Origin of the sequence: Halorubrum sp. DM2, assembly GCF_901686465.1 — an archaeon.
Lineage (GTDB): Archaea > Halobacteriota > Halobacteria > Halobacteriales > Haloferacaceae > Halorubrum.
Genome location: NZ_LR594487.1, coordinates 2,768,718 through 2,793,624, shown reverse-complemented (window position 1 = coordinate 2,793,624; position 24,907 = coordinate 2,768,718). Strand labels below are relative to the sequence as shown.

27 protein-coding genes are annotated in these 24,907 nt (G+C 69.8%); 6 read left to right on the top strand and 21 right to left on the bottom strand.

The window, feature by feature from the left end; genetic code table 11:
• Positions 1–137 precede the first annotated feature (137 nt).
• Positions 138–716: a class IV adenylate cyclase gene (gene cyaB / locus QOL69_RS14010; protein ID WP_283403659.1), complete on the top strand. Its 579-nt coding sequence runs from the start codon at positions 138–140 to the stop codon at positions 714–716.
• Positions 717–728: 12 nt separating this feature from the next.
• Here cyaB and QOL69_RS14005 read toward each other — a convergent pair whose 3' ends face one another.
• Positions 729–1,211 (bottom strand): MaoC family dehydratase, encoded by a 483-nt coding sequence (locus QOL69_RS14005; protein WP_283404247.1) that lies wholly within the window; start codon positions 1,209–1,211, stop codon positions 729–731.
• Positions 1,212–1,339: 128 nt separating this feature from the next.
• Between QOL69_RS14005 and QOL69_RS14000 the strand changes: the two genes are divergently transcribed.
• Positions 1,340–2,221: an HpcH/HpaI aldolase/citrate lyase family protein gene (locus tag QOL69_RS14000; RefSeq protein WP_283403658.1), complete on the top strand. Its 882-nt coding sequence runs from the start codon at positions 1,340–1,342 to the stop codon at positions 2,219–2,221.
• 72 nt (positions 2,222–2,293) lie between these two features.
• Positions 2,294–3,547 carry a Glu/Leu/Phe/Val family dehydrogenase gene (locus QOL69_RS13995; RefSeq protein ID WP_283403657.1) on the top strand — a complete coding sequence of 418 codons (1,254 nt, stop codon included), beginning with the start codon at positions 2,294–2,296 and terminating at the stop codon, positions 3,545–3,547.
• Positions 3,548–3,606: 59 nt separating this feature from the next.
• On the opposite strand, the gene QOL69_RS13990 is transcribed toward QOL69_RS13995, so the two are convergent.
• From QOL69_RS13990 to QOL69_RS13970, 5 genes are all read right to left on the bottom strand, one after another.
• Positions 3,607–4,320, bottom strand: a complete 714-nt coding sequence (locus QOL69_RS13990) for a diphthine--ammonia ligase (protein ID WP_048077407.1) — start codon at positions 4,318–4,320, stop codon at positions 3,607–3,609.
• Positions 4,321–4,420: 100 nt separating this feature from the next.
• Complete coding sequence (locus tag QOL69_RS13985) at positions 4,421–4,990, bottom strand: DUF7110 family protein (protein WP_048077406.1); 570 nt, start codon at positions 4,988–4,990, stop codon at positions 4,421–4,423.
• Between the two features lie 162 nt (positions 4,991–5,152).
• On the bottom strand, positions 5,153–5,497 hold the full coding sequence (locus tag QOL69_RS13980; RefSeq protein ID WP_283403656.1) for a glutaredoxin family protein: 345 nt from the start codon (positions 5,495–5,497) through the stop codon (positions 5,153–5,155).
• 135 nt (positions 5,498–5,632) lie between these two features.
• The gene (gfcR, locus tag QOL69_RS13975) at positions 5,633–6,268 is read right to left on the bottom strand and encodes a transcriptional regulator GfcR (protein ID WP_283403655.1); all 636 of its coding nucleotides are present in this window, start codon (positions 6,266–6,268) and stop codon (positions 5,633–5,635) included.
• Positions 6,255–7,325: a glucose 1-dehydrogenase gene (locus QOL69_RS13970; protein WP_283403654.1), complete on the bottom strand. Its 1,071-nt coding sequence runs from the start codon at positions 7,323–7,325 to the stop codon at positions 6,255–6,257. Before QOL69_RS13970 ends, gfcR begins: the two co-directional genes overlap by 14 nt.
• Before the next feature lie 105 nt (positions 7,326–7,430).
• Here QOL69_RS13970 and QOL69_RS13965 point away from each other — a divergent pair, with 105 nt between their 5' ends.
• The gene (locus tag QOL69_RS13965) at positions 7,431–8,201 is read left to right on the top strand and encodes an NRDE family protein (RefSeq protein ID WP_283403653.1); all 771 of its coding nucleotides are present in this window, start codon (positions 7,431–7,433) and stop codon (positions 8,199–8,201) included.
• 68 nt (positions 8,202–8,269) lie between these two features.
• Positions 8,270–8,623 carry a helix-turn-helix transcriptional regulator gene (locus QOL69_RS13960; protein ID WP_283403652.1) on the top strand — a complete coding sequence of 118 codons (354 nt, stop codon included), beginning with the start codon at positions 8,270–8,272 and terminating at the stop codon, positions 8,621–8,623.
• Positions 8,624–8,867: 244 nt separating this feature from the next.
• Here QOL69_RS13960 and QOL69_RS13955 read toward each other — a convergent pair whose 3' ends face one another.
• The 14 genes from QOL69_RS13955 to QOL69_RS13890 form a co-directional block, all read right to left on the bottom strand.
• A complete protein-coding gene (locus tag QOL69_RS13955) occupies positions 8,868–10,667 on the bottom strand; it encodes a Na(+)/H(+) antiporter subunit D (RefSeq protein WP_283403651.1) in 1,800 nt (599 codons plus the stop codon).
• A complete protein-coding gene (locus QOL69_RS13950; protein ID WP_283403650.1) occupies positions 10,664–12,793 on the bottom strand; it encodes a cation:proton antiporter in 2,130 nt (709 codons plus the stop codon). Before QOL69_RS13950 ends, QOL69_RS13955 begins: the two co-directional genes overlap by 4 nt.
• The gene (locus QOL69_RS13945; RefSeq protein WP_283403649.1) at positions 12,790–14,388 is read right to left on the bottom strand and encodes a proton-conducting transporter transmembrane domain-containing protein; all 1,599 of its coding nucleotides are present in this window, start codon (positions 14,386–14,388) and stop codon (positions 12,790–12,792) included. Before QOL69_RS13945 ends, QOL69_RS13950 begins: the two co-directional genes overlap by 4 nt.
• Positions 14,381–14,893, bottom strand: coding sequence for a cation:proton antiporter subunit C (locus QOL69_RS13940; RefSeq protein WP_283403648.1), 513 nt, complete (start codon positions 14,891–14,893; stop codon positions 14,381–14,383). The genes QOL69_RS13945 and QOL69_RS13940 overlap by 8 nt, the downstream gene beginning before the upstream one ends.
• Positions 14,890–15,618: an MnhB domain-containing protein gene (locus QOL69_RS13935; RefSeq protein ID WP_283403647.1), complete on the bottom strand. Its 729-nt coding sequence runs from the start codon at positions 15,616–15,618 to the stop codon at positions 14,890–14,892. The genes QOL69_RS13940 and QOL69_RS13935 overlap by 4 nt, the downstream gene beginning before the upstream one ends.
• Positions 15,615–16,205 (bottom strand): DUF4040 domain-containing protein, encoded by a 591-nt coding sequence (locus QOL69_RS13930; RefSeq protein WP_048077398.1) that lies wholly within the window; start codon positions 16,203–16,205, stop codon positions 15,615–15,617. Before QOL69_RS13930 ends, QOL69_RS13935 begins: the two co-directional genes overlap by 4 nt.
• A complete protein-coding gene (gene mnhG, locus QOL69_RS13925) occupies positions 16,202–16,534 on the bottom strand; it encodes a monovalent cation/H(+) antiporter subunit G (RefSeq protein WP_283403646.1) in 333 nt (110 codons plus the stop codon). The genes QOL69_RS13930 and mnhG overlap by 4 nt, the downstream gene beginning before the upstream one ends.
• Complete coding sequence (locus tag QOL69_RS13920; RefSeq protein ID WP_048077396.1) at positions 16,531–16,836, bottom strand: cation:proton antiporter; 306 nt, start codon at positions 16,834–16,836, stop codon at positions 16,531–16,533. The genes mnhG and QOL69_RS13920 overlap by 4 nt, the downstream gene beginning before the upstream one ends.
• Positions 16,833–18,158 carry a monovalent cation/H+ antiporter subunit E gene (locus QOL69_RS13915; RefSeq protein ID WP_283403645.1) on the bottom strand — a complete coding sequence of 442 codons (1,326 nt, stop codon included), beginning with the start codon at positions 18,156–18,158 and terminating at the stop codon, positions 16,833–16,835. Before QOL69_RS13915 ends, QOL69_RS13920 begins: the two co-directional genes overlap by 4 nt.
• A gap of 140 nt (positions 18,159–18,298) precedes the next feature.
• A complete protein-coding gene (gene coaBC, locus QOL69_RS13910) occupies positions 18,299–19,474 on the bottom strand; it encodes a bifunctional phosphopantothenoylcysteine decarboxylase/phosphopantothenate--cysteine ligase CoaBC (protein ID WP_283403644.1) in 1,176 nt (391 codons plus the stop codon).
• Between the two features lie 52 nt (positions 19,475–19,526).
• Complete coding sequence (locus tag QOL69_RS13905) at positions 19,527–20,048, bottom strand: hypothetical protein (RefSeq protein ID WP_283403643.1); 522 nt, start codon at positions 20,046–20,048, stop codon at positions 19,527–19,529.
• Between the two features lie 93 nt (positions 20,049–20,141).
• Complete coding sequence (locus QOL69_RS13900) at positions 20,142–21,296, bottom strand: DUF63 family protein (RefSeq protein WP_283403642.1); 1,155 nt, start codon at positions 21,294–21,296, stop codon at positions 20,142–20,144.
• Between the two features lie 93 nt (positions 21,297–21,389).
• Complete coding sequence (locus tag QOL69_RS13895) at positions 21,390–21,839, bottom strand: Lrp/AsnC family transcriptional regulator (RefSeq protein WP_004598227.1); 450 nt, start codon at positions 21,837–21,839, stop codon at positions 21,390–21,392.
• 108 nt (positions 21,840–21,947) lie between these two features.
• Positions 21,948–22,712, bottom strand: a complete 765-nt coding sequence (locus QOL69_RS13890) for a 4-phosphopantoate--beta-alanine ligase (RefSeq protein ID WP_283403641.1) — start codon at positions 22,710–22,712, stop codon at positions 21,948–21,950.
• A gap of 146 nt (positions 22,713–22,858) precedes the next feature.
• On the opposite strand from QOL69_RS13890, the gene QOL69_RS13885 reads away from it, so the two are divergent.
• Positions 22,859–23,095 (top strand): DUF7999 family protein, encoded by a 237-nt coding sequence (locus QOL69_RS13885; RefSeq protein WP_048077420.1) that lies wholly within the window; start codon positions 22,859–22,861, stop codon positions 23,093–23,095.
• Between the two features lie 46 nt (positions 23,096–23,141).
• On the opposite strand, the gene QOL69_RS13880 is transcribed toward QOL69_RS13885, so the two are convergent.
• Positions 23,142–24,842, bottom strand: coding sequence for an acyl-CoA mutase large subunit family protein (locus tag QOL69_RS13880; protein WP_048077392.1), 1,701 nt, complete (start codon positions 24,840–24,842; stop codon positions 23,142–23,144).
• Between the last annotated feature and the right edge of the window lie 65 nt (positions 24,843–24,907).

Sequence of the window (24,907 nt, the reverse complement as noted above, 5' to 3'; positions counted from 1 at the left end):
CGGTTCAGCGCGAGGGCCGCCGACGAGCGGGAAACGGCGGCGGTTCGGCCGCTGACGCGTCGGCGCGTGGGACCCGTCGGCCGTCTGCGGAGCGCGGTCCCGGGTCCCTTTTGAACGCGCCGGACGCACGCACTGCCATGTACGAAGTCGAGATCAAGGTCCCGGCCGACCTCGACGCGACCCGGGAGCGGCTCCGCGCGGTCGGCGCCGAGCGCGCGGACGCCCGCCGGCAGCGCGACACCTACTACGACGCGCCGCACCGCGAGTTCGCCGAGACCGACGAGGCGCTCCGGATCCGGCGCGAGACGCCGCTGGAGGGGGACGTGTCGTCGGCCGAGACCGACCGCGACGCGGCGGCGACGGTCACCTATAAGGGACCGCTCCTCGAGGACGCCTCGAAGACGCGCGCCGAACACGAGACCGGCGTCGACGACGGCGAGGCGCTCGCGTCGGTCCTCTCCGGCCTCGGGTTCGAGCCGGCGGCGACGGTGGAGAAGCGCCGCGAGTTCTGGTCGTACGACGGCTTCACGGTCACGCTCGACGCCGTCGCCGGTCTCGACGAGTACGTCGAGATCGAACGCGCGGTCGACGAGGAGCGCGAGGTCGACGCGGCGCGCGAGGCGGCGATAGAGGCGCTCGACCGACTGGGTCTCGACGCGGACGAGCAGGTGCGGACCTCCTACCTCGGACTGTTGCTGGCCGGCGACGGCGACTGATCGGCGCGCCGGTCAGTCGGCCGACCCGTCGCCGTCAGCCGGTCGCTTCTGGGAGAGCACCGTTCGCTCGAACTCGCAGACGAGGACGTCGTCGCCGCCGTCGACGACCTTGAAGGCCTCGACGCGCATTGTGATGACGCCGCGCTCGCCGTCGCTCGTCTCCCGCTTGTCGACGACGGTCGACCGCGCGCGGATCGTGTCGCCGTGGAACACCGGGTTCGGGTGTTCGACGCCGTCGTACGAGAGGTTCGCGACGATGGTCCCGTCGGTCGTCTCCGGGATGGAGACGCCGACCGCGAGCGACATGGTGTACAGCCCGTTCACGAGCCGCTCGCCGAACTGCGTCTCCGCGGCGAAATCGGCGTCGAGGTGGAGCGGCTGCTGGTTCATCGTCATGTCGCAGAACCGCTGGTTGTCGGCCTCGCTTATCGTTCGTCGCTTCGCGTGTTCTATCGTCTCGCCGACCGCGAACTCCTCGTAGTAGCGTCCGGTCATGCCCTCGCGGTCGACCGGGCGCGTGAAATCGATACCGCTCTCCGCCGGGGCGAGCGTCGACGCGAGCGCGGCGGGGTCGTGACGAGGCGGCCGGCGGTTTTTAGCCGTCCGCCCGCGGACCTCGGCACATGCCACGCCGAAGCCTCCTGTTCTCCCCCGGCGACAGCCCGGATCTCATGCGAAAGGCCCCCGGGGCCGGAGCCGACGTGATTTGTTTCGACCTCGAAGACGCCGTCGCTCCCGCTCGGAAGGACGAGGCGAGAGCGGCGGTCGGCGAGGTGCTCGCCGACCCGTCCTTCGACCCGGACGCGGAGGTGTGCGTCCGGCTGACCGCCGAGTCGCCCGCGGTCGACCTCGACGGCGTGCTGGGGAGCGATTCGGGAAACGGGGTCGACGCGGAGGCCGGGACCGACGACGTTCGGCTCGACGCGGTGATGCTCCCGAAGGTCGAGTCCGCAGACCGCGTCGACCGCGTCGCGGCGCTGTGCGCCGAGCGGGGGCGCGATCTCGCCGTGTTCGCGCTCGTCGAGACCGCGGCGGGGATCCTCTCGGCGCAATCGATCGCGGCCGCGGACGCGACCGACGCGCTCGTGTTCGGAGCCGAGGACCTCGCCGCCGACGTGGGCGCGACCCGGACCGACGAGGGGACGGAGGTGCTGTACGCCAGGGAACACGTCGTGCTCGCGGCGAGCGCGGCCGAGGTCGACGCGATCGACACCGTGTACACGGACTTCTCGGACGACGCCGGACTCCGCGAGGACGCGGCGTTCGCACGGCGGCTCGGCTACGACGGGAAGCTCGCGATCCACCCGGCGCAGGTGGGGCCGATCACGGAGGCGTTCACCCCGGACCCGGAGGACATCGAGTGGGCGAGGGCCGTCCTCGACGCCCGCGACGAGGCGGAGTCGGCGGGGCGGGCCGTCTTCGAGGTCGACGGCGAGATGGTCGACGCGCCGCTCATCGCGCAGGCGGAGGGCATCCTCGACCGAGCCCCCGAGACCGACCGCTGACGGCGGCGCGCGATCCGTGACGCCCCGCGACCGTCCGCCACAATTAACCCCCGGCCGCCAGCACGTGAGAGTATGTCTTCGGAGGCGAACCCGTTCGAGAGTCTGCGAGAGCAGGTGGACGACGCGGCGGCGGTCGTCGAGACCGATCCGGGCGTTATCGAGCGCCTGAAGACCCCTGAGCGGGTGTTGGAGACGAACCTGACGTTCGAGCGCGACGACGGCTCCTTGGAGACCGTCCGCGCCTACCGCTCGCAGTTCAACGGCGACCGCGGCCCGTACAAGGGCGGAATCCGCTACCATCCGGGTGTCACCCGCGACGAGGTGAAGGCGCTGTCCGGCTGGATGGCGTACAAGTGCGCGGTCGTCGACGTTCCGTACGGCGGCGGCAAAGGCGGGATCGCGATCGATCCGGCCGACTACTCCGCCGACGAGCTAGAGCGGCTCACCCGCGCGTTCGCGACCGAGCTGCGCCCGCTGATCGGCGAGGACCGCGACATCCCCGCGCCGGACGTCAACACCGGGCAACGGGAGATGAACTGGATCAAAGACACCTACGAGACCTTAGAGAACACCACCGCACCCGGGGTCATCACCGGGAAGGCGATCGACTCCGGCGGCAGCGAGGGACGCGTCGAGGCGACCGGGCGCTCGGTGGCGCTGTCCGCGCGCGAGGCGTTCGACTGGCTCGGCCGCGACCTCGCGGGCGCGACGGTCGCGGTCCAAGGGTACGGCAACGCCGGGTCGGTCGCCGCGGCGCTGCTCGACGACCTCGGGGCGAGCGTGGTCGCCGTCTCCGACTCCTCGGGAGGCATCCTCGATCGCGACGGCCTCGATCCGCGCGAGGTGAAGTCACACAAGTCCGAGACCGGAACGGTGACCGGCTATCCCGGCGCGGAGGAGATCACGAACGACGAACTGCTCACGCTCGACGTCGACTGCCTCGTCCCGGCCGCGCTGGAGAACGCCGTCGACGGCGACCTCGCGGCCGACGTGCGCGCGGACCTGATCGTCGAGGCGGCGAACGGCCCGCTCACGCCCGACGCCGACGACGTGTTGGCCGACCGGGACGTCCACATCGTCCCCGACATCCTCGCGAACGCGGGCGGCGTCACCGTCTCGTACTTCGAGTGGGTCCAGAACCGCCAGCGGTTCAGTTGGACCGAGGAGCGCGTCAACGAGGAGTTGGAGCGCGTCATTACGGACGCGTTCGACACCCTAGTCGAGACCTACGAGTCGAACGACGTTCACACCCTCAGAACCGCCGCGTACGTCGTCGGTATCGGCCGGATCGTGGACGCGTACGATCAGGCCGGCAGCTGGCCGTAACGGGCGGGCTTGGCCGGCCGCGGATTCACTCCGATCACGGATTCACTCCGGCCGCGGACTCACTTCAGCTGCGCGTCCCGGATCTCGACGTGGCCGCGGTCGCCCTCCCAGACCGCGTCGTAGGTGAGGTCGATGCGGCGGTCCATGTGCGGGCCGTCGACGACGTACGTCTCGAACTCGCCGCCCTCGCCGAGCGGGTGGACGCCGTACTCCTCGCGGAGCGCGAGCAGGTCGTCGAGCGCGTCGGCGTCGTACCGGCGTCCGAGCCACGACTCGTCGAGACCGTATGCCGCCACCTGAACGATACGGATCTCGAAGCCGGCGTCGAACATCGCCTCGGCGAGTTCGACCGGGTCACGCTGCCACAGCGGCGCGAACAGGTCGATCCCCAGGCGGTCGCACATCGCCTGAATGCGGCTCGTCTGAAACTCGCTCTCGACCGCGCCCGCGGTGACGCCCGCGAGGTCGACGTCGCTTCCGGCAGCGATCTCTCGGAGGGCCGCTTCCATCGGCTCCAGTTCGGCGTCGCCCTGCGCCCCGGCGTCGTCGACGTCGTCCGCGCCGAAGTCGTCCGGCGACACCTCAACGAGGTCGATCCCGACGCTCTCGGCGGCGAGCGCGGCGAGCTCCGTCGCCGGCGTGTGGTACATGTACGAGTCGCCGGCGGGGTGGACTGTCAACATCCGCGAGACGTCGAGACCCTCTTCCACGGCGCGGTACAGCGCCCACGAAGAGTCCTTCCCGCCGGAAAAGAGGCTCACCCAATCGCTCATGACGGAAAGAGTGGGTCGCACGGATAAAGCGTCGGCGGTCGAACGGCGTCGGAACGGGACGTGGCGGGGCGCACGCGTGACACGCGGTGAGCGCGCCGCCTCAGTCCGAGATGAACTCGTTATCGCGCCAGTTGACGCCGCCGTCGCCCTCGCCGGCACCCTGCGGGCTCTCGACGACCTCGATGCTCGCGGGACGCCGCTCGCCCTCGACGATCCGGGTCGCTTCGAGTTCGTCGTTCTCCTCGGTGATCGCCGTCAGCGTCCCCTTCTCCGAGAGGGTCGCGATCTCGCGGAGCACCAAGAACATCGGATACTGGAGCGCGGAGTTCTGGAGGACGGTCTCGCGGTCGCCCTTGAAGCAGGCGAACTCGACCAGCTCGGAGGGGATCTCCTCCTCCTCGTCGTCCATCCACTGCGGGCCGCCGGCGCGTGGCGGCTCCTCCTCCCACACGCGCGTCTCCGTGACCGACGCCTTCAGCTGTGCGGTCGGCGTGTACTTACTGATCGACTCGTCGTCGGACAGGGCCTTGATGATGAGTGTGTTGTTTCGACGCGTGATGTCGATGTCATCGATCTCCGGCGGCAGATCGGGATCTTCGTCGAAGTACGCCTCTACGTCTTCGAGTGGCAGTTCGAGCGTCGAATGAAGTCGGAACACGCGGCCTGTCATTGTTTGTGGAATGCGGTGGGGTCGAACCGGTGGTCGGGGCGGCAGCGGCAACGGCTGCTTCTACCCTGTATAGGCACCGTGGGTTTATATGGGCTGCCCTTCCAGAGCAAAGGATCGGCGGAAGGTTCGGCCGGGGGCGCGCGGTCCCGCCGGAGCGATGCCTCAGTCGGCACCCAGCTCGGCGGCGAGCTCGCCGCGCTCGTCGAGTTCCGCGAGTACGTCGCTGCCGCCGACGAACTCCCCGTCGACGAACGTCTGCGGGATCGTCTCCCAGCCGCTGTGGGCCTCCAGCGCCTCGCGGTACTGCGGCAGCGCGGGTAACACGTCGACCGTCTCGAACTCCTCGACGTGCTGGCTGATCAGCTCGACGGCGCGCTTCGAGTAGCCGCACTGCGGCATCAGGCGGTTCCCCTTCATGAAGAGGACCACGTCGTTGTCGGCGAGAACCGTCTCGACGCGCTGTTCGATCTCCTCGGGGTCGGCGTCGGTTTCGGGGCTGAACGTCATGGAGCCCGGTATGCGCCGCCGACGCAAATGGGTTCCGCACGGAACGTGTTCGGTTCGAGAGCGGAACGGACCGGTCTGGAGGGCGGCGGTCCGCTCCTCGCGGGCGGTGACCTACTCCCGGACGATGCGGACGGCCTACTCGTCGCGGTCGACGGCGACGACATCGACGAGCGAGTAGACGGGCACCCCGTCGATCTCGTCGTACCCCTTCTTGTCGACCAACACGACGCAGGCGACGGGGTCGCCGCCCTGTTCGCGGATCGCGTCGATCGACTCCCGCATCGTCGTCCCCGAGGTGATGATGTCGTCGACGACGTAGCAGTCGCGGTCGCGGATGGCCGCGAAGTTCCGCGAGAAGCCGCCCCCCTGCTCGTCGATGTCGCCCTCGTTCCACTGATGTTTCGCGGGCGCGTACGTGCCGAGGTCGGTGTCGAGCCGGTCCGCGACCGCGGTCGCGAGCGGCGCGCCGGCCTTCTCGACCCCGACGGTGAGATCGACCTCCTCGCCCTGCTTGGCCAAGAGGTCGGCCATCGCGCTCGCCGCGTAGCCGAGGCGCGTGGAGTCGCGGCCGAGGGCCGACCAGTCGACGTGGATGTCGGCGGACGCGGTCGTCTCGGCCGTCGAGTCGTCGGCCTCGGACCCGCCCGCGCGCTCGACCAGCCAGCTCGCGGTCTCCCGGGAGACGTTCAGTTCGTCGGCGATTTCGCCCTTCGAGAGACCGTGTTCCGCCAGCTCGGCGGCACTATCTATCAGGTCGTCAACGTTCTTCATACGCGGCAAATTCGACCGCCGTTTTAATAGTCGTGTCGTCATCCGCGAACGCGGCCTCGAAGTCGTCCAGCCCGTGGACGCCGGTGACGAGATCGCCCAAGAAATCCTCGGAGAGCCCCGAGAGCGACTCGATCGCTGATTCGAAGTGCCCGTAACCGGAGTTGACGCTGCCGACGAGCGCCTTGTTGTGGAGGACGAACTCGCGGTGGAGCCGGCCGCCGTCGATCTCGAACTCCCAGTCGCCCGGGACGCCGAGGAGCGCGCCGACGCCGTTGGGCGCGAGCGCCTCGATTGTCTCGAAGGCGTGGGGCGCGTGACCGGTCGCCTCGAAGACGAGGTCCATCGGCTCGTGCGCCTCGGGAACGCCGGGGATCGGCGTCTCGTTGGAGTTCACGTACGTCGCCCCGAGCGACTCAATGATGTCGATCGTCGGGTCGGGGCGCTCGCGCCGCCCGAGACAGTAGACCCGCTCGAACGACTCGTCGAGGGTCGCGACGGTCAACAGCCCGAGCGACCCGTTGCCGAGGACGAGCGCCGACTCGGGGTCCCAGTGGAACGCCGACCGGCTGGCGTAGGCGTGTTCGATCGCCTTCTCCGCGATCGAGACCGGCTCGACGAGGAAGCCCCACTCGGCGAGTTCTGGCGGAATCGAGACGAGGAACTCGGCCGGGCTGGTGAAGTACTCCGCCATGAAGCCGTGCGCGCCGACGATGCCGCGCTCGTGGTACTCGCCGTCGGGTGCCATGTCGGGTTCGCCGCGCGCGAAGTACTCGTTGGCACCGTTGGGCGGGCGTCGCACCGTCGGGACGACGACGTCGCCGACCTCGAACGGCGTGTCGTTCGGGTCCTCGACCACGCCGACCGCCTCGTGGCCCAAGACGAGGTGATCCTCACCCGCGGGGGTACCCCCGTGTCCGCCGGCGATGACCTCGTGGTCGGTCCCGTCGACGCCGACTCGGAGGGTTCGGACCAACGCCTCGCCGGGCGCGGGCTCCGGTCGCGGCTTCTCGGTCACGACCGGTTCGTCGGCTCCCTCGTAGACGGCAATCGCGTTCATGTCTCGACTCAAGCGGTCAGCCACCAAAAGATTTCTTTTATTTCGAGTAAACACCGATACCCGATCCCCCGTGGAGTTTTGGGTCGCTCGCGCGTAGCCGACACCGTGTGTACCCTGACCCTCGCGTGGCGGACGTTCGGTGACGCGCCCGTCGCGCTCGCGGCGACCCGCGACGAGGCGCTCGACCGCCCCAGCGAGCCGCCCGCGCTCCGGGGCGGCGACCCCCGATACGTGGCCCCGCGCGACGCCGAGGCGGGCGGCACGTGGATCGGCGTCTCCGAGGGCGGACTCGTCGTCGCCGTCACGAACCGGTGGCTCGACGCCGACCGCGAGGGCGACCGCTCCCGCGGGCTGCTCGTCCGCGACTGCCTGACGGTCGCCTCCGCGGAGGACGCGGTGCGAACGGTTGAACGCGAGATCGACGAGCGCGCCTACGACGGGTTCAACCTCGTGCTCGCCGACGCCCGGGCGGCGTTCCTGCTGACGTACGACGGCCGCCTCGTCGTCACCCGACTCGACTCCGGCGTCCACGTCGTGGGCAACGTCGGCGGCGTGGTGAACGGCGCGGAGCGGTTCGCGGTCCCCGAGCGGCGACGCGAGTTCGGCGAGGAGCGCGCCGACAGCGCCAGACGGATCGCGGCCGCGCTCGTCCCCGGTCCGGGCGAGTCCGGAGCGTCGTGGCTCGACCGCGCGAGCGGCGTCCTCGCGGACCACGAGTACGACGCCTGTCTCCACGGCGACGCGTTCGGGACTCGGTCGTTCACCAGAGTCCGAACCGGTGAGCGTCCGGCCGTCGGCTACGCCGACGGTCCGCCCTGCGAGACGCCGGCGGAGCCGGTGTCGCTGCCGGACGACTTCGCGCTCGCCGGTGAGTGACGACGCGGCGGTCGCCGGGCGTCCGGACGGAAAGCCAGTTTTAAGCGATTCGGGAGGCGTGTGAAACCATGAGCGCGTCCGAAATCGAGTCCGAGCTGTCGGCGGACGAGCGCGCCGGTCTCGAACTCATCCGCGAGACCGGCGGGATCCATCAAAGCGACTTCTGGAAGAAGCTGGACGTCTCCTCCCGGAAGGGGAGCCGGATCGCGGAGAGCTTGGAGGAGGCCGGGGTCATCCAGCGCGAGGACACCGTCTACGACGGCCACAACACCTACTACTTGGAGCCGGCCCCGCGCGATCTCGACTTCTCGCTTTTGATGGCCGGAGACATGCTCTCGCCGTTCATCGGCGAGGAGGAGGTCGACGCGCAGGCCGACGCCTTCTCGCAGTGGATGATGAACCTCGCGTACGAAGAACACTGAGCCGCCGGCGTCGCCGTCGACCGTCGCTTCGCGCGCGTCCCGTCCGTCTTCGTCAACCGACCCTGTCGGGCGTTCTGCCCGCATCGCCGCGACCCTTTTTACCCCTCTGCGGGGACCGTCGCGCGCGAATTGATTCCACCTACCAGCCGTCGGCCTCGGCAGCTTCGGCGCGCTCGGGACGAGCGACCCACGCGCCCCGGAGCCTGTCTGAGGGCAGAGGGGCGACGCGACGGGCTGCCGCGCGTCAGACCAGCAGGAACGCGAACAGCGCGATCCCGACCGCGAGCGTGAGGAACAGCACGCTCCGGCCGATTCCGGCCCGGATCTCGACGTCGACCCCGGCGCGGGAGAGGGCTCCGCGCGGATCGGACGCGGTCCGCATCGTCGCGCCGGCGAGCGCCATCGTCGCCCGGTCGACGGCTGCCCACAGCTCCGTGACGCCCCAGACGGAGTACCGGCCGAGGTAGAACGCGCCCGGGAAGAGGAGGGCGTCGATGTCAGGCATCCGGTGGGCGACCCACGCGAGCGGGCGCTTCAGCGAGAAGAAACCGACGAAGCCGGCGACGAGCAGCGCGGCGCTCTCGGTCAGGTGGCTCTGGCTGTACGGATTGAAGTACACCTCGTCGCTCCGGATGAACTCGGTGAACGGCATCAGCTCGATCAGCTGCCCGTAGAAGACGCCGAAGAAGACGCACGCCCCCGCGGCCAGCAGCATCCCGCCGGTCTGGAACGCGGTGGCGTCGTCCGGCGACAGCGTCGCGGAACCGTGGAAGAACACGTAGTAACCGAGCTTGATGAACGACATGAACGTCCCTACGCCGCCGAGGATGAGTAGCCACCAGAGCAGCCCGCTGTCGAGGAGCAGGACGTAGTTGTGGACCTCGTGGGCGGAGTCGATCACCATCCCCTTCGAGATGAACCCGTTGAAGCCCGGCACCGCGGTAATCGAGGCCGCGCCGACGAGGTACACGAGGAACGTGACCGGCATCACCCGCCAGAGCCCGCCCATCTCGCGGATGTCCTCGACGCCGGTCCGATAGATCACGACGCCGACCGCCATGAACAGGAGACTCTTGTAGAGCACGTTGTTGAACAGGTGCGCGAACCCGCCGACGACGGCGAAGTCGCCCACGTACGTCGCCAGCCCGAACCCGGCGAGCATGTAGCCGACCTGCGCCTGGATATGGTACGACAGCAGCCGGCGCGGGTCGTACTGGAGCAGCGCGAAGAACGCGCCGTAGACGGCCATGAACCCGCCGAGGTACGCGAGCCACATTCCTCCCTCCGGGAACGCGCGGTACATCACGTAGGCGGCGGTCTTCGTCGTGAACACCGAGAGGAACACCGACGCCGCGACGTGCGGGCGCGGGTAGGTGTCGGGCAGCCAGCTGTGCAGGAAGATGAACCCGCAGTTGATCCCGATGCCGACCGCCGCGAGGACCGTCGCGGAGGCGTGGATCCCGGTCGTCGACGAGAACAGGAATATCTCGGCCGCCGGGACGCTACCGAGCATCGACACGCCGTGGACGACGACGGCCGCGAGCAGGATCGTCCCACCCGTGCCGTGGAACAGCGCGTAGCGGTAGCCGGCCCGGACCGCCGCCCCGCCGTGCTGCCAGACGAGCAGCGTCGAGGTGACGGCCATCAGCTCCCAGAAGAAGATCAGGGTGAGCCAGTCGCCGGCGTAGATAGTCCCGACGGTCGTGGCAACGTAGATCAGCGCGAACGCGGTCACCCACGTCGGGGCCTCGCTCCCGTAGGCGTACAGCACCGCGGCGGTCGCGAGGAACCCGACGACGACGCCCATCAGCAGCGAGAACTGGTCGACGTTGAAGAACACCACGTCGAACCCGAGGAACTGCGTCGCGAGGTGCGCGCCCGTCCCGCCGTCCCCGAGCAACACAGCCTGCGCGAAGGTGAACGCCGTCGCCAGCGCGGCGACCGCGTGGCCCGATCGCCGCGGCAGGGCCAGCACCGCCAGCGCCGCGAACGCGATCAGGACGTACGGCGGAATCGAGGTGAGGAGGTCGGTCGGCACCGTCACGGGCGCACCACCCCCTCGGGAAGCCGCGTGTCGACGATGAGCTCGATCAGCTCCAGGAAGCCCATCTCGTGGGGGATCACGCCGAGCAGCACCGCGAGGCTCATCACGGTGAGGATCGGCCCGAGCGTGAACCACGTCGACTCGCGCCCGCGGAGGGCGTCGAGACCGGCGACGTGTTCCCAGCCGCCCGCGGGCGGCCCGCCGTGGTGGCCGTCGTCGTGAGCGCCGGCAGCGTGGTCGGCGTCGTGGTCGTCACCGCTCTTATCGTCGTGGTCCCTCTCTGTCTCGCTGGCGGAGTCGACCTCGGCGGCGTCGGACGGCGACTCCTCGGGCGCGTCGCCGCGACCGGGACCGAACGGCACGTCGGCGTCGGAGGGGCGCTGGTCGACGGCGTAATCGCCCGTGTCGACCCGCTCGGCCGGCTCCGAGAAGTCGCGCTCGCTCGCCGCGAAGTCCGGTCGGACGACCCCCTCCTCGTCGGTCGGCAGGTCGTCGAGGTCGGCGTCGGGAATGTCATCGGCGTCCGTGGCCGAGTCGGCCGGAGCCTCGGTCGCGGCCTCGTCGTCACCCGCGTCGGCGTCGCCTGCGCCCGCGTCGTCGATGACGTCGTCGAGGTCGTCGGGATCGTCGACGCTCTCGTCGCCCCCGTCACCTTCCCGGCCGCCGTCGGTCGCGGCCACGATGGACCGCGACTCGCCGCCGAGCGGGAAGTCGACGAGGGGCTTCGCGTCGTGGGCGTCCTCCGCCTCGAAGAAGGCGGTGTAGATCACCGGCCAGAAGTAGGCGACGTTGAGCACGCCCGACAGCAGCAGCGCCCCGGCGAGGTAGTAGGCGACGGGGGTGAAGTTCATTCCCATCCGCACCCCGCCGATCAGCATGTAGTACTTGCTGACGAACCCGGCGAGCAGCGGCATTCCGGCCATCCCGAGCGAGGCGACGGTGAACGCCCCCATCGTCAGGGGCATCCGCTTGCCGATCCCGGCCATCTGCGAGATGTAGTCGGTGTGGGTCTCGACGTGGACGTTGCCCGCACAGAAGAACAGGGTGAGCTTCATGAACGCGTGCGCCGGGATGTGCAAGAGCGCGCCGACCAGCCCGTACCACCCGAACAGGCCGAGCCCGAGGATGATGTAGCTCAGCTGGCTTATCGTCGAGTAGGCGAGCCGGCGTTTCAGGTGGTCCTTCCGTAAGGCGATGAGCGAGGCCGCGGTGAGCGTGACCGCGCCGATAGTCGAGAGCACGAGTCCGGCGGTGAAGCCGAAGGGAAGCGAGAGGTCGAAGACGAGTTCTGGGCCGAACACGTCGAGGACGACCCGCGAGACGCCGAACGCTCCGGACTTGACGACCGCGACCGCGTGGAGCAGTCCGGAGACCGGCGTCGGTGCCACCATCGCTTCGGGGAGCCACTGGTGGAGCGGCATGATACCCGCCTTGACGCCGAAACCGACGGCGAGCAGGAAGAAGGCGAGCATCGCCAGCCCGGGGTCGGCGTTCGCGAGTTCGGCGATGCCGCCGGGCGTGAACGCGACCGTGCCCGCGAGCAGGTAGACGAGGACGGTCCCGGCGAGCACGAGCACGCCGCCGCCGAACATCGTGTACGCGAGGTACTTGCGGCCGGCCGAGCGCGCCTCCGCCGTCTCGTCGTGCGCGACGAGCGGGTACGTCGCGATCGACAGCAGCTCGTAGAAGACGAAGATGGTCACGAGGTTCCCCGCGAACGCGATCCCCATCGTCGTCGACAGCGATACCGCGAACGCGGCGAAGTAGCGGGTCTGATTCGCCTCGTCAAGCCCGCGCATGTAGCCGATGCTGTAGAAGGAGGTGACGATCCACAGCCCGCTCGCGAGGAACGCGAACAGCATGCCGAGCGCGTCCGCCCGCAGGACGAACTCGATCGGCGTCCCGATCCCGGGTAGGAACGCCCCGAGCGAGTACTCGAAGGTCTGGCCGTCGAGGACCGCCGGGAGCATCGACGCGACGATCCCGAACTTCGCGAGCGACGCGACGAGCGTCCATCCCTCGCGGACGTTCGGGGAGCGGTGCGACGCGACGATGAGAGCCGCCGCGACGAACGAGACGAGAACCGCCAGTAGGGGTCGTGGGTCCTGTAGTACGACGTCAGTCATGCGAAGGCCTCCGTGAGGAACGGGTCGAACCACTCGGCGAGCGCGAAGCCGCCGAAGCCGAGCGCGACCGCCGCGAACACGGCGAGCGCGAGCGCGAGCAGCGACGCCGTCGGCACCCGGTCGGGGACGAGCGACGAGCGCGGCGCACCCGCGACGGGGGCCGGCAGCCCGCTCGCGGTCCGGGCGGGCGACTCCCCGCCGTCGGTGGCGGCCGCGTCCGCGGGGGCGTCACCGTCGCCGTGGTCGCCGGGGAGTCCGGCACCGGCGAAGTAGAACCGCTCTATTATCCGTGCGACGTACGACAGCGTGAACAGCGTGCTGACGAATATCGCCGCCGCGACCGCGATCCCGACCGCGCCGCCGTCGGCGAGTCCGGCGTCGACCGCGCCGACGCCGATGTACCACTTGCCGAGGAAGCCGATCGAGGGCGGAATTCCGACGAGGACGAGCCCGAGGACCGCGACCGCGCCCGACGTGTACGGGGCCGCGCGGGCCGCGCTCGCGAGGTTCTCGATCCGGCGCGTGCCGTAGCCGAGCGCGAGCATCCCGATCCCCAAGAACAGGCCGAACTTCACGAGCCCGTGGCCGATCAGGTGGACGATCCCGCCGAGCAGCGCCGTCTCGTTCGCGAGCGCGATCGCCGCCCCGATCATGCCGAACTGCGCGACCGAGGAGTACGCGAACATCCGCTTGAGGTTCGACTGCATCGCGGCGAGCGCGGAGCCGGCGACGATCGAGACCGTCGAGACGACGAGCAGCGCGGTCGCGATCCCCTCGTTGGCCGCGAGGAAGTCGACCGTGAACACGGTGTAGGTCACGCGGATCAGCGCGTACGCGCTCGCCGTCGAGACGAGCGCCGCGACGATCGTCGTGACCGAGTCCGGCGCGCGCTGGTAGGCGTCCGGCTGCCAGGAGTGGACCGGGAATAAGGCGATCTTCAGCGCGAGCCCGGTCGCGATGAACGCGTAGCCCGCGCGGACGAGCGGGTCGCCGTAGCCGGCCTGCGCGACGATCTGCGCCTGAACGTCGAGCATGTTCAGCGTCCCCGTCGCGAGGAAGACGTAGCCGACGCCGAGCAGGTACAGCGACGCGCCGACGGTCCCGACGACGAGGTACTTCAGCGAGGCGTACGCGCTCGCGCCCGAGCGGTCCGCGGCGATGAGCGCGTACGTCGTCAGCCCGGTGATCTCCAAGAACACGAACAGGTTGAACAGGTCGCCGGTGAGGACCATTCCCACCAATCCCCCGACCAGCAGGAGGTAGGCGCTGTAGAACGGGTTCTCGCGCGGGCCGGCGACCCGCGCGAACGCGAGTGTCGCGACCGAGACCGCCGCGACGAGCAGCAGCACCGCCACCGAGAGCCGGTCGGCGACGAGTTCGATCCCGACCGGGGGGAGGAAGCCGCCCAGCGCGTGGCTGAACGGGCCGTTTATCACTGTCTCCGCGGCTATCGCGGCCGCGATCCCGGCCGTGACGGTCGTTCCGACCGCCGCGACCGGCCAGCCGACGCGGTCGTACCGCAGTCCGAGCGCCAGCGGCAGCGTCGCCGCGACGATGGGGACGACGACCGCGAGCGGTAAGAGGACGTCAGTCATCGCCGTCACCTCCGGTCGTGTCGCCCGTCTCACCGGGGGCGAGCGCCGCCGTCGACGCGCTCGGCGTCTCGGAGCCGGCGTCGCTCGACGCTCGCGACCCCGGGATCGACCCCTCGTCGCGGAGCAGTTCGCGGAGGGTGTCGGTCCGCAGCGTGCCGTACTCGTCGTAGATCCGAATACACAGCGCGAGCGCGACCGCGGTGAGGCTCACGCCGACGACGATGGCGGTGAGCACGAGGACGTGCGGGAGCGGGCTGACGTAGAGCCCGCCGTCGGGACCGCCGCTCGGGACGATCGGTATCGCCCCGCCGTCGACGTACGCCGAAGCGATGAAAAGCAAGAATATCGCCGTCTGGAACAGGTTGAGCCCGATGATCTTCTTCACGAGATTGGGGTTGGCTATCATCATGTACAGTCCGATGCACAACAGGAGCGCGAACGCGACGTACGCGTGTCTCGTCGCGAGTATCTCGGCGGCACCGCCGGCCGCGGCGAGCGCGATCATCGCCGCTCACCCCCGTCGGTCGTGGGCGCCCCCGACGCGTCAGCGTCGGCCGATCCGGTGTCGGCGGTCGGGTCGGTGACGGTGGTCGAACCGTCCTGATCTTCGTCCGACCCGGGACCGGCCACCTCGTCGTCGAACGCGTCGGCGTCGGCGAACCCGCCCGCGTCGCTGAAGCCGTTCGCGAGGACGAAGAACAGCCCCATGAGCACGCCGGCGACGATGGTCCCGATCCCGAGGATCTCGACGCCCTCCATCCCGTACTTGACCGGGTCGGGGATCGGGAGAAGCTCGTACTGGAGGAACGCGCCGCCGAGCGCGACCGGAACTAGTCCGATCCCGGCGAACACGAGCGTTCCACCGACCGCGAGCCCGACGATCACGGTGTTTGCGAGCCACTGGCGGGTGGCTTCGATGCCGAACGCGAACGCGATCATGAACACGACCGCCGCGACTATCGCGCCGCCCTGGAACCCGCCGCCCGGAGAGCCACCGCCGTGGAAGGTGACGAACAGCCCGTAAGTGAACGCGAACGGCGCGACGATCTTCACCGTCGGCATGATCACCTGACTCTCCGTGTACGGGGTTCCCTGCCGGTGGTCCGAGTCGAGCCGCCCGTCGCTTCGGGGCGGTCGATCGCGGCTGAATCCGCCGTCGGAAGCGAACCCGGAATCAGCGGCGTCGGTGTTGACGGCGTCGTCGTCGACGCCGGAGTCTGTACCGCTCATGCGAACACCTCCCGGTGGAGGACGATGAGGGCGGCGATCCCGGCCGCGAAGACGACGACCGCCTCGCCGAAGGTATCGAACCCGCGGAACGCCGCCAACACGGCCATCACCGAGTTCTCGACACCCGTCTCGGCGTACGTCTCCGCGATGTACCACTGGCTCACGTCCGGGTTCGACCAGATCGGTGCGTCCGCGGAGCCGACGGCCGGGATGTCGCCCATGGTGAGCATCAGCCCGCCGAACAGCAGCCCGACCGCTCCCACGGCGGGGAGGTTCACCGACTCGAAGGCGGCCTCGTGGTCGCGGCGGGTCGTCTTCGCGAGCGTGAGGAGTAGCAGCACGGTGGTCACTCCGGCGGAGATCGCGGCCTCGGTCATCGCGACGTCCGGGGCGCGGTAGAACGTGTACAGCGCGGCCATCCCGAGGCTGTACGCCCCGAAGATGATCACCGCGGCGAGCACGTCGCGCGCCAGCGCGGTAAACAGCGCGGTCAACACCACGAAGGCGAACAGGCTCGCCTCGATGGCTGTTACCTGCGCGACGACCGGCGCGCCGACGGGCCCGACAGACGCGAGCGCGCCGGTCATCGGCGATCATCCCCGTTGGTCCACGGCACGATGCCCTCCTCGAAGGCGGCCCGCGCGATCGCGTGGGCCGCGGTCGGGTTCGTCAGGAAGATGAAAAACAGCAGGAGGACCGACTTGAATCCGGCCCCCGCCAGCCCGACGGTGAGCGCCACGGCGGCGAGTCCGAAGCCGGCCCCCAGCGTGTCCGCCTGCGAGGCGGTGTGCGCCCGGGAGTAGACGTCCGGCAGCCGGAGCACGCCCGTCATCGAGACGAACGAAAAAAACAGCCCGAGCAGCGTGAACACGACGATCAGCCAGAGCCGGGCCGTCTCCAGCGCGGCGGCGGTCATAACACACCCCCCTGTTCGACGGTGAACTTCGAGATGGCAATCGCCATCAGGAAATTCAACAGGGCGTACACTAAGGCGATGTCGAGGAACGTCGGCTCACCGAGCGCAGCCCCGAGAATCGCGAGGATGACGACGGTGTTCGTCCCGAGGACGTTCACCGCAAGCACCCGGTCTTGCATCGTCGGCCCGACGACCGCGCGGTAGAGCATCCCCACCGCGAGGACGGCGAACCCGGCGGCCGCGACGAGGAGGAAGTCACCGAGAGTGTAGCCGGCCGCGAGCGTGGCGTCCACGAGGCTCATCGATCAATCACCTCCCTGCCGTCGACCGGAGCGGTCGCGTCCTCGTCGTCGGTCGTATCGATCGTGTCAGTCGCCGCGGACGGATCCGTGGCGTCAACCGTATCAATCTCGTCAGTCGCGTCCGCCCGTCCGCCGTCGGCGGCGGCGATCGGCAGCTCCTCGGTCGCGTCGTCGCCCTGGAGGATCGCGACGTCGTCGCGCTCGCGGGGGGTCGGCAGGCGCGCCGACCGGCGGCCGTAGTAGACAAAGCGCGTCCACCGCTCTAAGGAGCCGTCGAACAGGCCCTCGCGGGCCCACGGGACGAGCGAGTGGACGTACAAGTCGCTGTCGCGAGCGCGGACCGTCAGTGTCCCGGGCGTCAGCGTGATCGAGTTCGCGAGCGTCATCAGCGGGAGACCGCTCCCGACGATCACCCGCACTCGGTTCATCGTCGGTTCGATCGGGAGCCGCGGATCGAGGATGACGCGGGCGACGACGAGGTTCGCCTTCAGGATCTCGAAGAGCAGTACTGGGACGTACACCAGCCCGCGGAGGATTCGCATCGGCGTCCGCGGGATCGCCGGAGTCGAGTCGAGGCTCACTCGCGAGAGGGTGATCGACACGATCGCCGCCGTCGCGACCCCCGTCACCGCGTCGAACCAGTACGTCGGGTCGCCCAACAGCAGGTAAAACGCGAGCGAGAGTCCGAACAGCGCCACGAACCGTCCGGTCGTTGCCTCGGTGCGGAACCGCTCGCGACGGGTCGGACGGTCGACCGGCGCGGTCTCGACCGACAGCGACGTGTTCGAGAGCGCGAACTCCAGCGGCTGTAGCAGCGTCGTGTTCCCGACCGGCGTGTACTCGGGATCGAGCACGACGCGGTCGGCGTCGTTGCGCTCGGCGTACTCCACGAGGACGCGGACGTAGTCGTCGGCACCGAACAGGTAGTCGTCCGCGCCGATCACCGCCGTGACGACCTCGACGTCCGCGGCACCGGGGGCCTCTGAGTCGTCGAGGTCCGCCGCCGTCCACGCCGCGGCGCGTTCGAGTACCCGCTCGGCCGCGGCGGCGCGCTCGTCGCTCTCGGGGTCGCCGTTCCGCCACGAGGCGATCTCGACGAGGTGGATCGCCGGGGCACCGTCGGTCGCCGCGGCGTCCGCGACGTGTGCGATCGTCGAGCGGAGCGTGGAGGTCGGCTCGACCGGAACGATGACCGCGCCGGCCGCCGGCGGTTCGCTCGCGGCGTCGGCGTCCGACGCGTCGGCGGCCCCGGTCGGGCTGTCACCGCCGCGATCGTCACCGCCGCGATCGGTGTCGCCGAGCGGAGGGTCCGCGTCAGCCACCCACCACACCTCCCACGGAGCCGTGCGTGACCGTCTCGTTACACATGGGTATCTCTATCCGTGTGGTTACTCCAACGCCTCAAAACAGTTTGTATCCGCGGTGCCGGGGGCGGGCGATGCGGGCTTCGGGACCGGTCCCGTCAGACGGACGCCGACGCGTCGAGCGTCGCCGCGAGCCGGTCCGCGATCCGGCCGGCGACGGCGTCTTTCGAGCCGGCGACCTCCTCCGGCTCGGTCCCGGACGCGCCGACCAACAGGACCCGCGTCTCGTCGTCGCCCATCACGCTCGCGTCGTTGGCGACAACGAACGACAGCCCGACGCGGTCGCGGATGCGCTCGGCCTCCGCGACCATCGCCGCGTCGTCGCCCGACGTCTCGGCCTTGAACCCGACGATCGGGAGGTCGGGGTACGCCTCCCGGACCGAGTCGATCAGCTTCGGCGTCGGTTCCAGTTCGACCGACAGCGGGGAGCCGGACCGGATCTTCTCGTCGACGGCGTCGGCGGTGAAATCCGAGATGGCGGCCGCGGACACCAGTGCGTCCGCGGTCGCCGCCGTCCGGCGACAGGCCGCCATCATCTCGTCTGCCGTCTCGACCGAGACAACGTCGGCGTAGGGGACCTCGGGGCCGTCCTGAACGAGCGTTACCCGCGCGCCGCGGGCGTAGAGCGCTCTGGCGACGGCCCGACCGGTCTTCCCCGACGCGCGGTTCGTCAGGATCCGGATCGGGTCGATCCGCTCTTTCGTCGCGCCGGCGGTGACGACGACGTGCGACCCGGCGAGCGACTGCGGGGTCGTGGCGCGGGCGACTTCGGTGACGATGTCCGCCTCCGCCGCTATCTTCGCTTTTCCCTCCTCGATCCGGGGGTCCGCGAATCGAACCCCCCACGACTCCAAGCGGTCGAGCGCGTCGAGGACGCCCGGGTGGTCGTACATCGGCTCGTGCATCGCGGGTGCCATCACGACCGGCACGTCCGCGCCGAGCGCGGTCGTCGCGCAGGTGGTGACGGGCGTGTCGTCGACGGCGGCGGCGACCTTCCCGGCGGTGTTGGCGGTCGCGGGCGCTAACAGGAGCACGTCGGCCCACCCGTCGCGGCCGCACAGCTCGACGTGTTCGACGTCGCCCGTGATCTCAGTGACGACCGGCTCGTCCGTCGCGAAGTCGACCGCCCACGGGTGGACGATGTTCGTCGCCGCCGGGGACATGACGGCGCGGACGCGAGCGCCCTGCCGGCGCAGTTCGTGGGCGAGTTCGACGACCTTCACCGCTGCGATGCTCCCGGAGACCCCCAGCGCGACGTTGACCCCGTCCAGCATTACCGAGTCCGTTCCGCCCCCGACGGCTTATAAGGTGTCGTTGCGGTCCCGATCAGGAGCCGTTCGGCTGCCCGCCCTCCTGCGGCGCGGGGAAGTCGTCCGCGGACAGCAGCGCGTTCACCGGGTCCGCCTCCAGCGCGTCGAGCAGCGCCGCGGCCGGCCCGCTGACCAGCACGGCACCGGCCCGCTCGTTGGTCTCGTCGATCCCGAGTCCGTCGACGTCGGCCGCGTACGACTCCAGATCGTCGACGGCGGCCGAGACGATCTCGCGTTGCGCGTCGAGCAGCTCCGCCTGCGCGTCCTCCCGCGAGAGGTTCCCCTCCTGAACGCGCGTCCGGATCTCCTCTTGGGCCGTCTGGATCTCCGCCTGAACGTCGAGCGCGACCGTCGCGCGGGCGTCGTCGCCGGGCCCGCTCCCGCCGTCGCCGGCGTCTCCGGTCTCGGAGCCGTTCCCGTCGTCGGTCTGTCCGGGCGCGTCGCCGTCCGATCCGCCGAGGCCGCCACAGCCGGCCAGCCCGAGCGTCGATCCCGTCGCCGCGGCCGCCAGCACGCGCCGTCGCGGTGTGTCTGTCACGTCCGCGCTCGGCGCTCGGGCCACTTGTCGGTTCCGTACGAGCGCCCGCCGTTCGAAGGGCTCCAGTCGAACGGACGCACGGTCTCGGCCCGCTCAGACGCCGAACGTCGCGCGGAGCATGTCGCGGGTCCCCGGGCCGAGACCGACCGCGAGGACGGTGATCAAGAGCAGCAGCGTGTACCGCGGCGACTCGTCGTACATCTCCCCGTTGAAGATCCAGACGACGAACGTCGCGGCCGCCAGCTTCACGAGGAGGAACGGCCACGCGTCGCCGGTGACGGCGGAGACGGACGCCGGGAGCAGTCGACCGGTCCAGTCGACGATCAGGGCGTTGACGACGTGTTTCGGGACGAGGTTCGCGGTCCCGGTCAGCGCGGGCATCCAGTCGAGACCGATCACGTTCGCGACGCCGTCGATAGCGTGGCCCCAGATTATCACGATCCCCGCGGCCCCGGTCCCCTGTCGGATCGTCGGAATCTGCCGCGTCGCCAGCGCCCACGTCCCCGCGGTCGCGGCCGTCGCGATGACGAGCGTCGGGATCAGCACCTGCGGGTAGAACGTCACGTAGCCGGTCGTCGCGGCGAGCACGGCGAGGTAGCCGACCGCGAGCGTCAGTCCGACCGCGCCCGACGCGAACAGCGGTCGGGCGTAGTCGTCGACGATCCCGCGCCGTTCGAGCGCGTACGCCGCGAGGACGCAGGCGAGGGTGAAGACGAACACCGTGAAATAGATGAACGGGCTGATCAGCAGCGCGCTCGCCGGGAAGCCGATCAGCGGGTCGACGCCGGCGGCGGTCGCGGCGACCCCCGCGTCCTCGACCGTCCGCATCGCGCCGCCGAACAGCATGAACGGGAACAGCGCGAAGAAGAATCGGAGTTCGGTCGCGATGTCGAGCCGGCGGAGCAGGAAGACGACGCCGATCAGCATCGCCAGCAGGATCACCACGTAGCTCACGGTCGAGAAGGTGGTGTACCCCGGCGTCGCGACGACCTCGCCGGCGCTGACGGCCGACTGGCACGCCGCCTCGCTGCCGAGCAGCTCCGTGGTGCCGCCGCCCCGGACCGCGCACTGCGCGCCCTCGCCGTCCGCGACGACGGGGCCCCAGAAGTAGCGCCAGAGGAACCGGTCGTAGACGACGCGCGGGAAGACGACCGAACCGACGGCCAGAAGCGCCGTCACCCCGCCGACGACGGCGGCCCAAGCCTGCTCCGGCGTGAGGTCGAACCGGTCCGCGACCGCTGTGCTCATGGTCACCGTTCGGAGGGGTCCCGAGTTGAGCGTTCCGGTCGCGGGCGAGCGGCGGCCTCCCGCCCGTCACCGCACTACCCACAGCAGCGCTCCCTACAGCGGCGGCCCGGGCTGCTCGTAGTCGGTCCCGAGAATGACCATCGTCTGCGAGCGCGAGAAGCCCTCCGTCTCCGCGATCCGCTCGAACATCAGCTCTCTGAGCCGGTCGGTGTCGGCCGCGACGACCCGGAGTATCACGTCCCACTCGCCGGTGGTGAGGTGGATCTCGCGGACCCCGTCGATGCCGCGGAGCCGTTCGAGCGCGTCCTCCTCGCGGCCCTGTTCGACGCGCAGGCCGACGAACGCGCCGACCCCGTACCCGACCGCCTTCGGGTCGATGTCCGCGTGGTACCCCCGGATGACGCCCGCCTCTTCGAGGCGGCTGACCCGGTCGTGGACGGTGGCGCTGGACATGTCGATCCGGCGCGCGACCTCCGAGAACGGGGTCCGCGCGTCCTCCTGTAAGATCCGCAGGATCGCCCGGTCCGTCTCGTCAAGTTCCATATCGTTCGGTACGGGCGGGATATGCTTTTGCCTTCCGGCGAGCCCCGCAAGCGATCCGGAGCAGATCGCGGTCGATCCGACCCGCGGACGCGAGTAAGCGGCGATGCGCTACTCGTCGTCGGGAGCCGAGAAGGAACCCTCACGGATCGCCGCTTCGGCCGCATCGAGCGCGGCCTCGACGTCGAACTCGTCGACGATCCGTTCCAGTTCTGTCGGCGTTGCGTCGGCGAGGTCCCGGGCGTGAGCGGTCACGTTCGGCACCGCGCGCAGCAGGTTGTCGATTATCGGCACGTCTGCGGTCCGCGGCGACCGGCTCCCGGGGTTGAGGTCGATCACGATCTCCGTCTTCCCCATGGCGTCGAGCGCGGCCGCGCGGTCGCCGTCCTCCAGCGGGACCACGACGACGTCGGCCGCCTCGATCCCGTCGGCGTCGACGACGCCGCGCGCGTGATCGAGGCCGGGGATCTCGCCGTCGCCGGCGAGCCCCTTCACCTCGGTCGCGCCGTGGTCGCGCAGGTGGTCGGCGATCCGCCGGACGCGCTCGTCGGTGTGGTTGAACAGGTTCACTTCGAGGTCGGCGTCGACCGCCGCGGCGAGGTCGACCGTCTCGCTCGGCGCGAGCGCCGCGACGTTGCCGTTCACCGAGATGACCGGCCGCTCTGCGAGGAGGAGCGTCGCCGCCGCGGCGCGGGCGGCCGCGTCGGCGCTCGGGAGCGTGCGCTCGCCGAGGAGGTAGTCGAACGCCTCGCCGCGCCCCTGTGCGATCAGCCCCTGTTTCGAGGTGATCCCCCGCTCGACGCCCGCCTCGATCCGGTGGCGCGTCACGAGCGACGCGTAGCGCGGGTGGTCCTTGGGGATCTCCGTCTCCGTCATACCCGAGCGAGACGGCGCGCCGATTAAAATGGACCGTTCGCGGTCCGCTCGCGGCTCCGAATCGAGATTGACGTGTCGCCGGTCCGGCCGCACGCGCCGGTATGCGTGGCATAACTAAGCCGCTGGAGTCGGGACCGCCAGATATGATGAACCGGACTGGAAAGTACACGGTCGTGGAAGCGTGTAACGACCACGGGGCGATCACGCTCCGCGAACACCCGCGGAACGGGACGCTGTACGTCGTCGAGTACGACGATCCCGAGGTAGAGGCCGAGCTGTCGTCGCTCGACCCCGGCTCGGTCGTCGAACTGGACCTCCGCCGCGCGGGTCGCCGGGGCAACGCGTGGTGCGCGGAGTCCGCTCGGGCAGTCGACGCGACGTAGCGCGCGGTCGGTGCCCACCGTTTTCCGGCGACGCTTCCCCGCTCGGTCAGGCGACGCCGATCCGCTCGCGGTAGCTCCCGTGTTCCGCCTCGAACACCGCCATGACCTCGCCCATCGTCGCGTACGCCTTCACCGCGGCGACGACCGCGGGCATCACGTTCTCGCCTGCGTCGACGGCGTCGCGGAGGTCCTCTAAGGCGGCCGCGACCGCGTCGTCGTCGCGGTCGGCCTTCACCGACTCCAGCCGGTCGAGCTGTCGCTCGCGGGTCGTCTCGTCGACCTTCAACAGATCCGGTCGCGTGTCCTCGTCGATCTCGTAGGCGTTGACGCCGACGACCGTCTCCTCGCCCTCGTCGACGCGCTCCTGGTACTCGTAGGCCGACTCCTGGATCTCGCGGTGGAAGTACCCCTGCTCGATGCCGCGCAGGACCCCGTCGCGGACGGAGCCGTCGCCCATCTCTCGGATCTCCTCGATGTACGCCATGGCGTCGGCCTCCGTCTCGTCGGTGAGCGCCTCGACCGCGAAGGAGCCGCCGAGCGGGTCGACGATGTCGGCCGCGCCCGACTCCTCGGCGATGATCTGCTGCGTCCGGAGCGCGACCCGCACCGCCTGCTCGGAGGGGAGCGCGAGCGCCTCGTCGAAAGAGTTGGTGTGGAGGCTCTGGGTGCCGCCCAGCACGCCGGCGAGCGCCTGAACCGTGACGCGCGCGACGTTGTTGAGCGGCTGCTGGGCCGTCAGCGACTGCCCGGCGGTCTGGGTGTGGAACTTCAGCCGCTTCGACGCCTCGGCCTCCGCGTCGTACCACTCGTCCATGACACGGGCGTAGATCCGACGGGCGGCGCGGAACTTCGCGACCTCCTCGAACAGCGAGTTGTGCGAGTTGAAGAAAAAGGAGAGCTGCGGGGCGAACCGATCGATATCGAGCCCGCGGTCGAGGCAGTCCTCGACGTAGGCGAACCCGTCGGCGAGGGTGAAGGCGAGCTCCTGAACCGCGGTCGACCCCGCCTCCCGGATGTGGTATCCCGACACCGAGATGGGTTTGAACTTGGGGGTCTCCGCGACCGCGAACTCGATCGTGTCGGTCACCAGATCGAGGGACGGCTCCGGCGGGATCACCCACTCCTTCTGCGCGATGAACTCCTTGAGCATGTCGTTTTGAAGGGTGCCGCGCAGTTCCTCGCGCGGGAGTCCCCGCTCGTCCGCGAGCGCGACGTACATCGCGTAGATCACCGGCGCGCTGGGGTTGATCGTGAATGAGGTCGATACCTCGGTCAGATCGATGCCGTCGAACAGCACCTCCATGTCGCGCAGCGTGTCGACCGCGACGCCCTCCTTGCCGACCTCGCCCAGCGCCATCTCGTCGTCGGAGTCGATCCCCATCAGCGAGGGCATGTCGAACGCGGTCGACAGGCCGGTCTGCCCCTCCTCTATCAGGTAGCGGAACCGCTCGTTGGTCTCCTCGGCGGTGCCGAACCCCGCGAACTGCCGCATCGTCCACGTCCGCCCGCGGTACATCGTCGGGTACACCCCGCGGGTGTACGGCTCCTCGCCGGGGAGCCCCAGATCCGCCTCGTAGTCGAGGTCGGCCACGTCCTCGGGGGTGTAGATCCGGTCGACCTCGCGGTTCGAGACGGTCGCGAAGCGCTCTTTCCGCTCCCCGTGGCGGTCGAGCGTCGGGTCGAGCGTCTCCGCCTCCCACGACTCCTTGGCCTCGCGGATCGCGGCGAGGTCGTCGTCGTCGTACATGGCTCTCCGTAGCCGCCCGCGATCTATAAAGATTGTTTATGAACATTACGGTCGCGACGAGGATT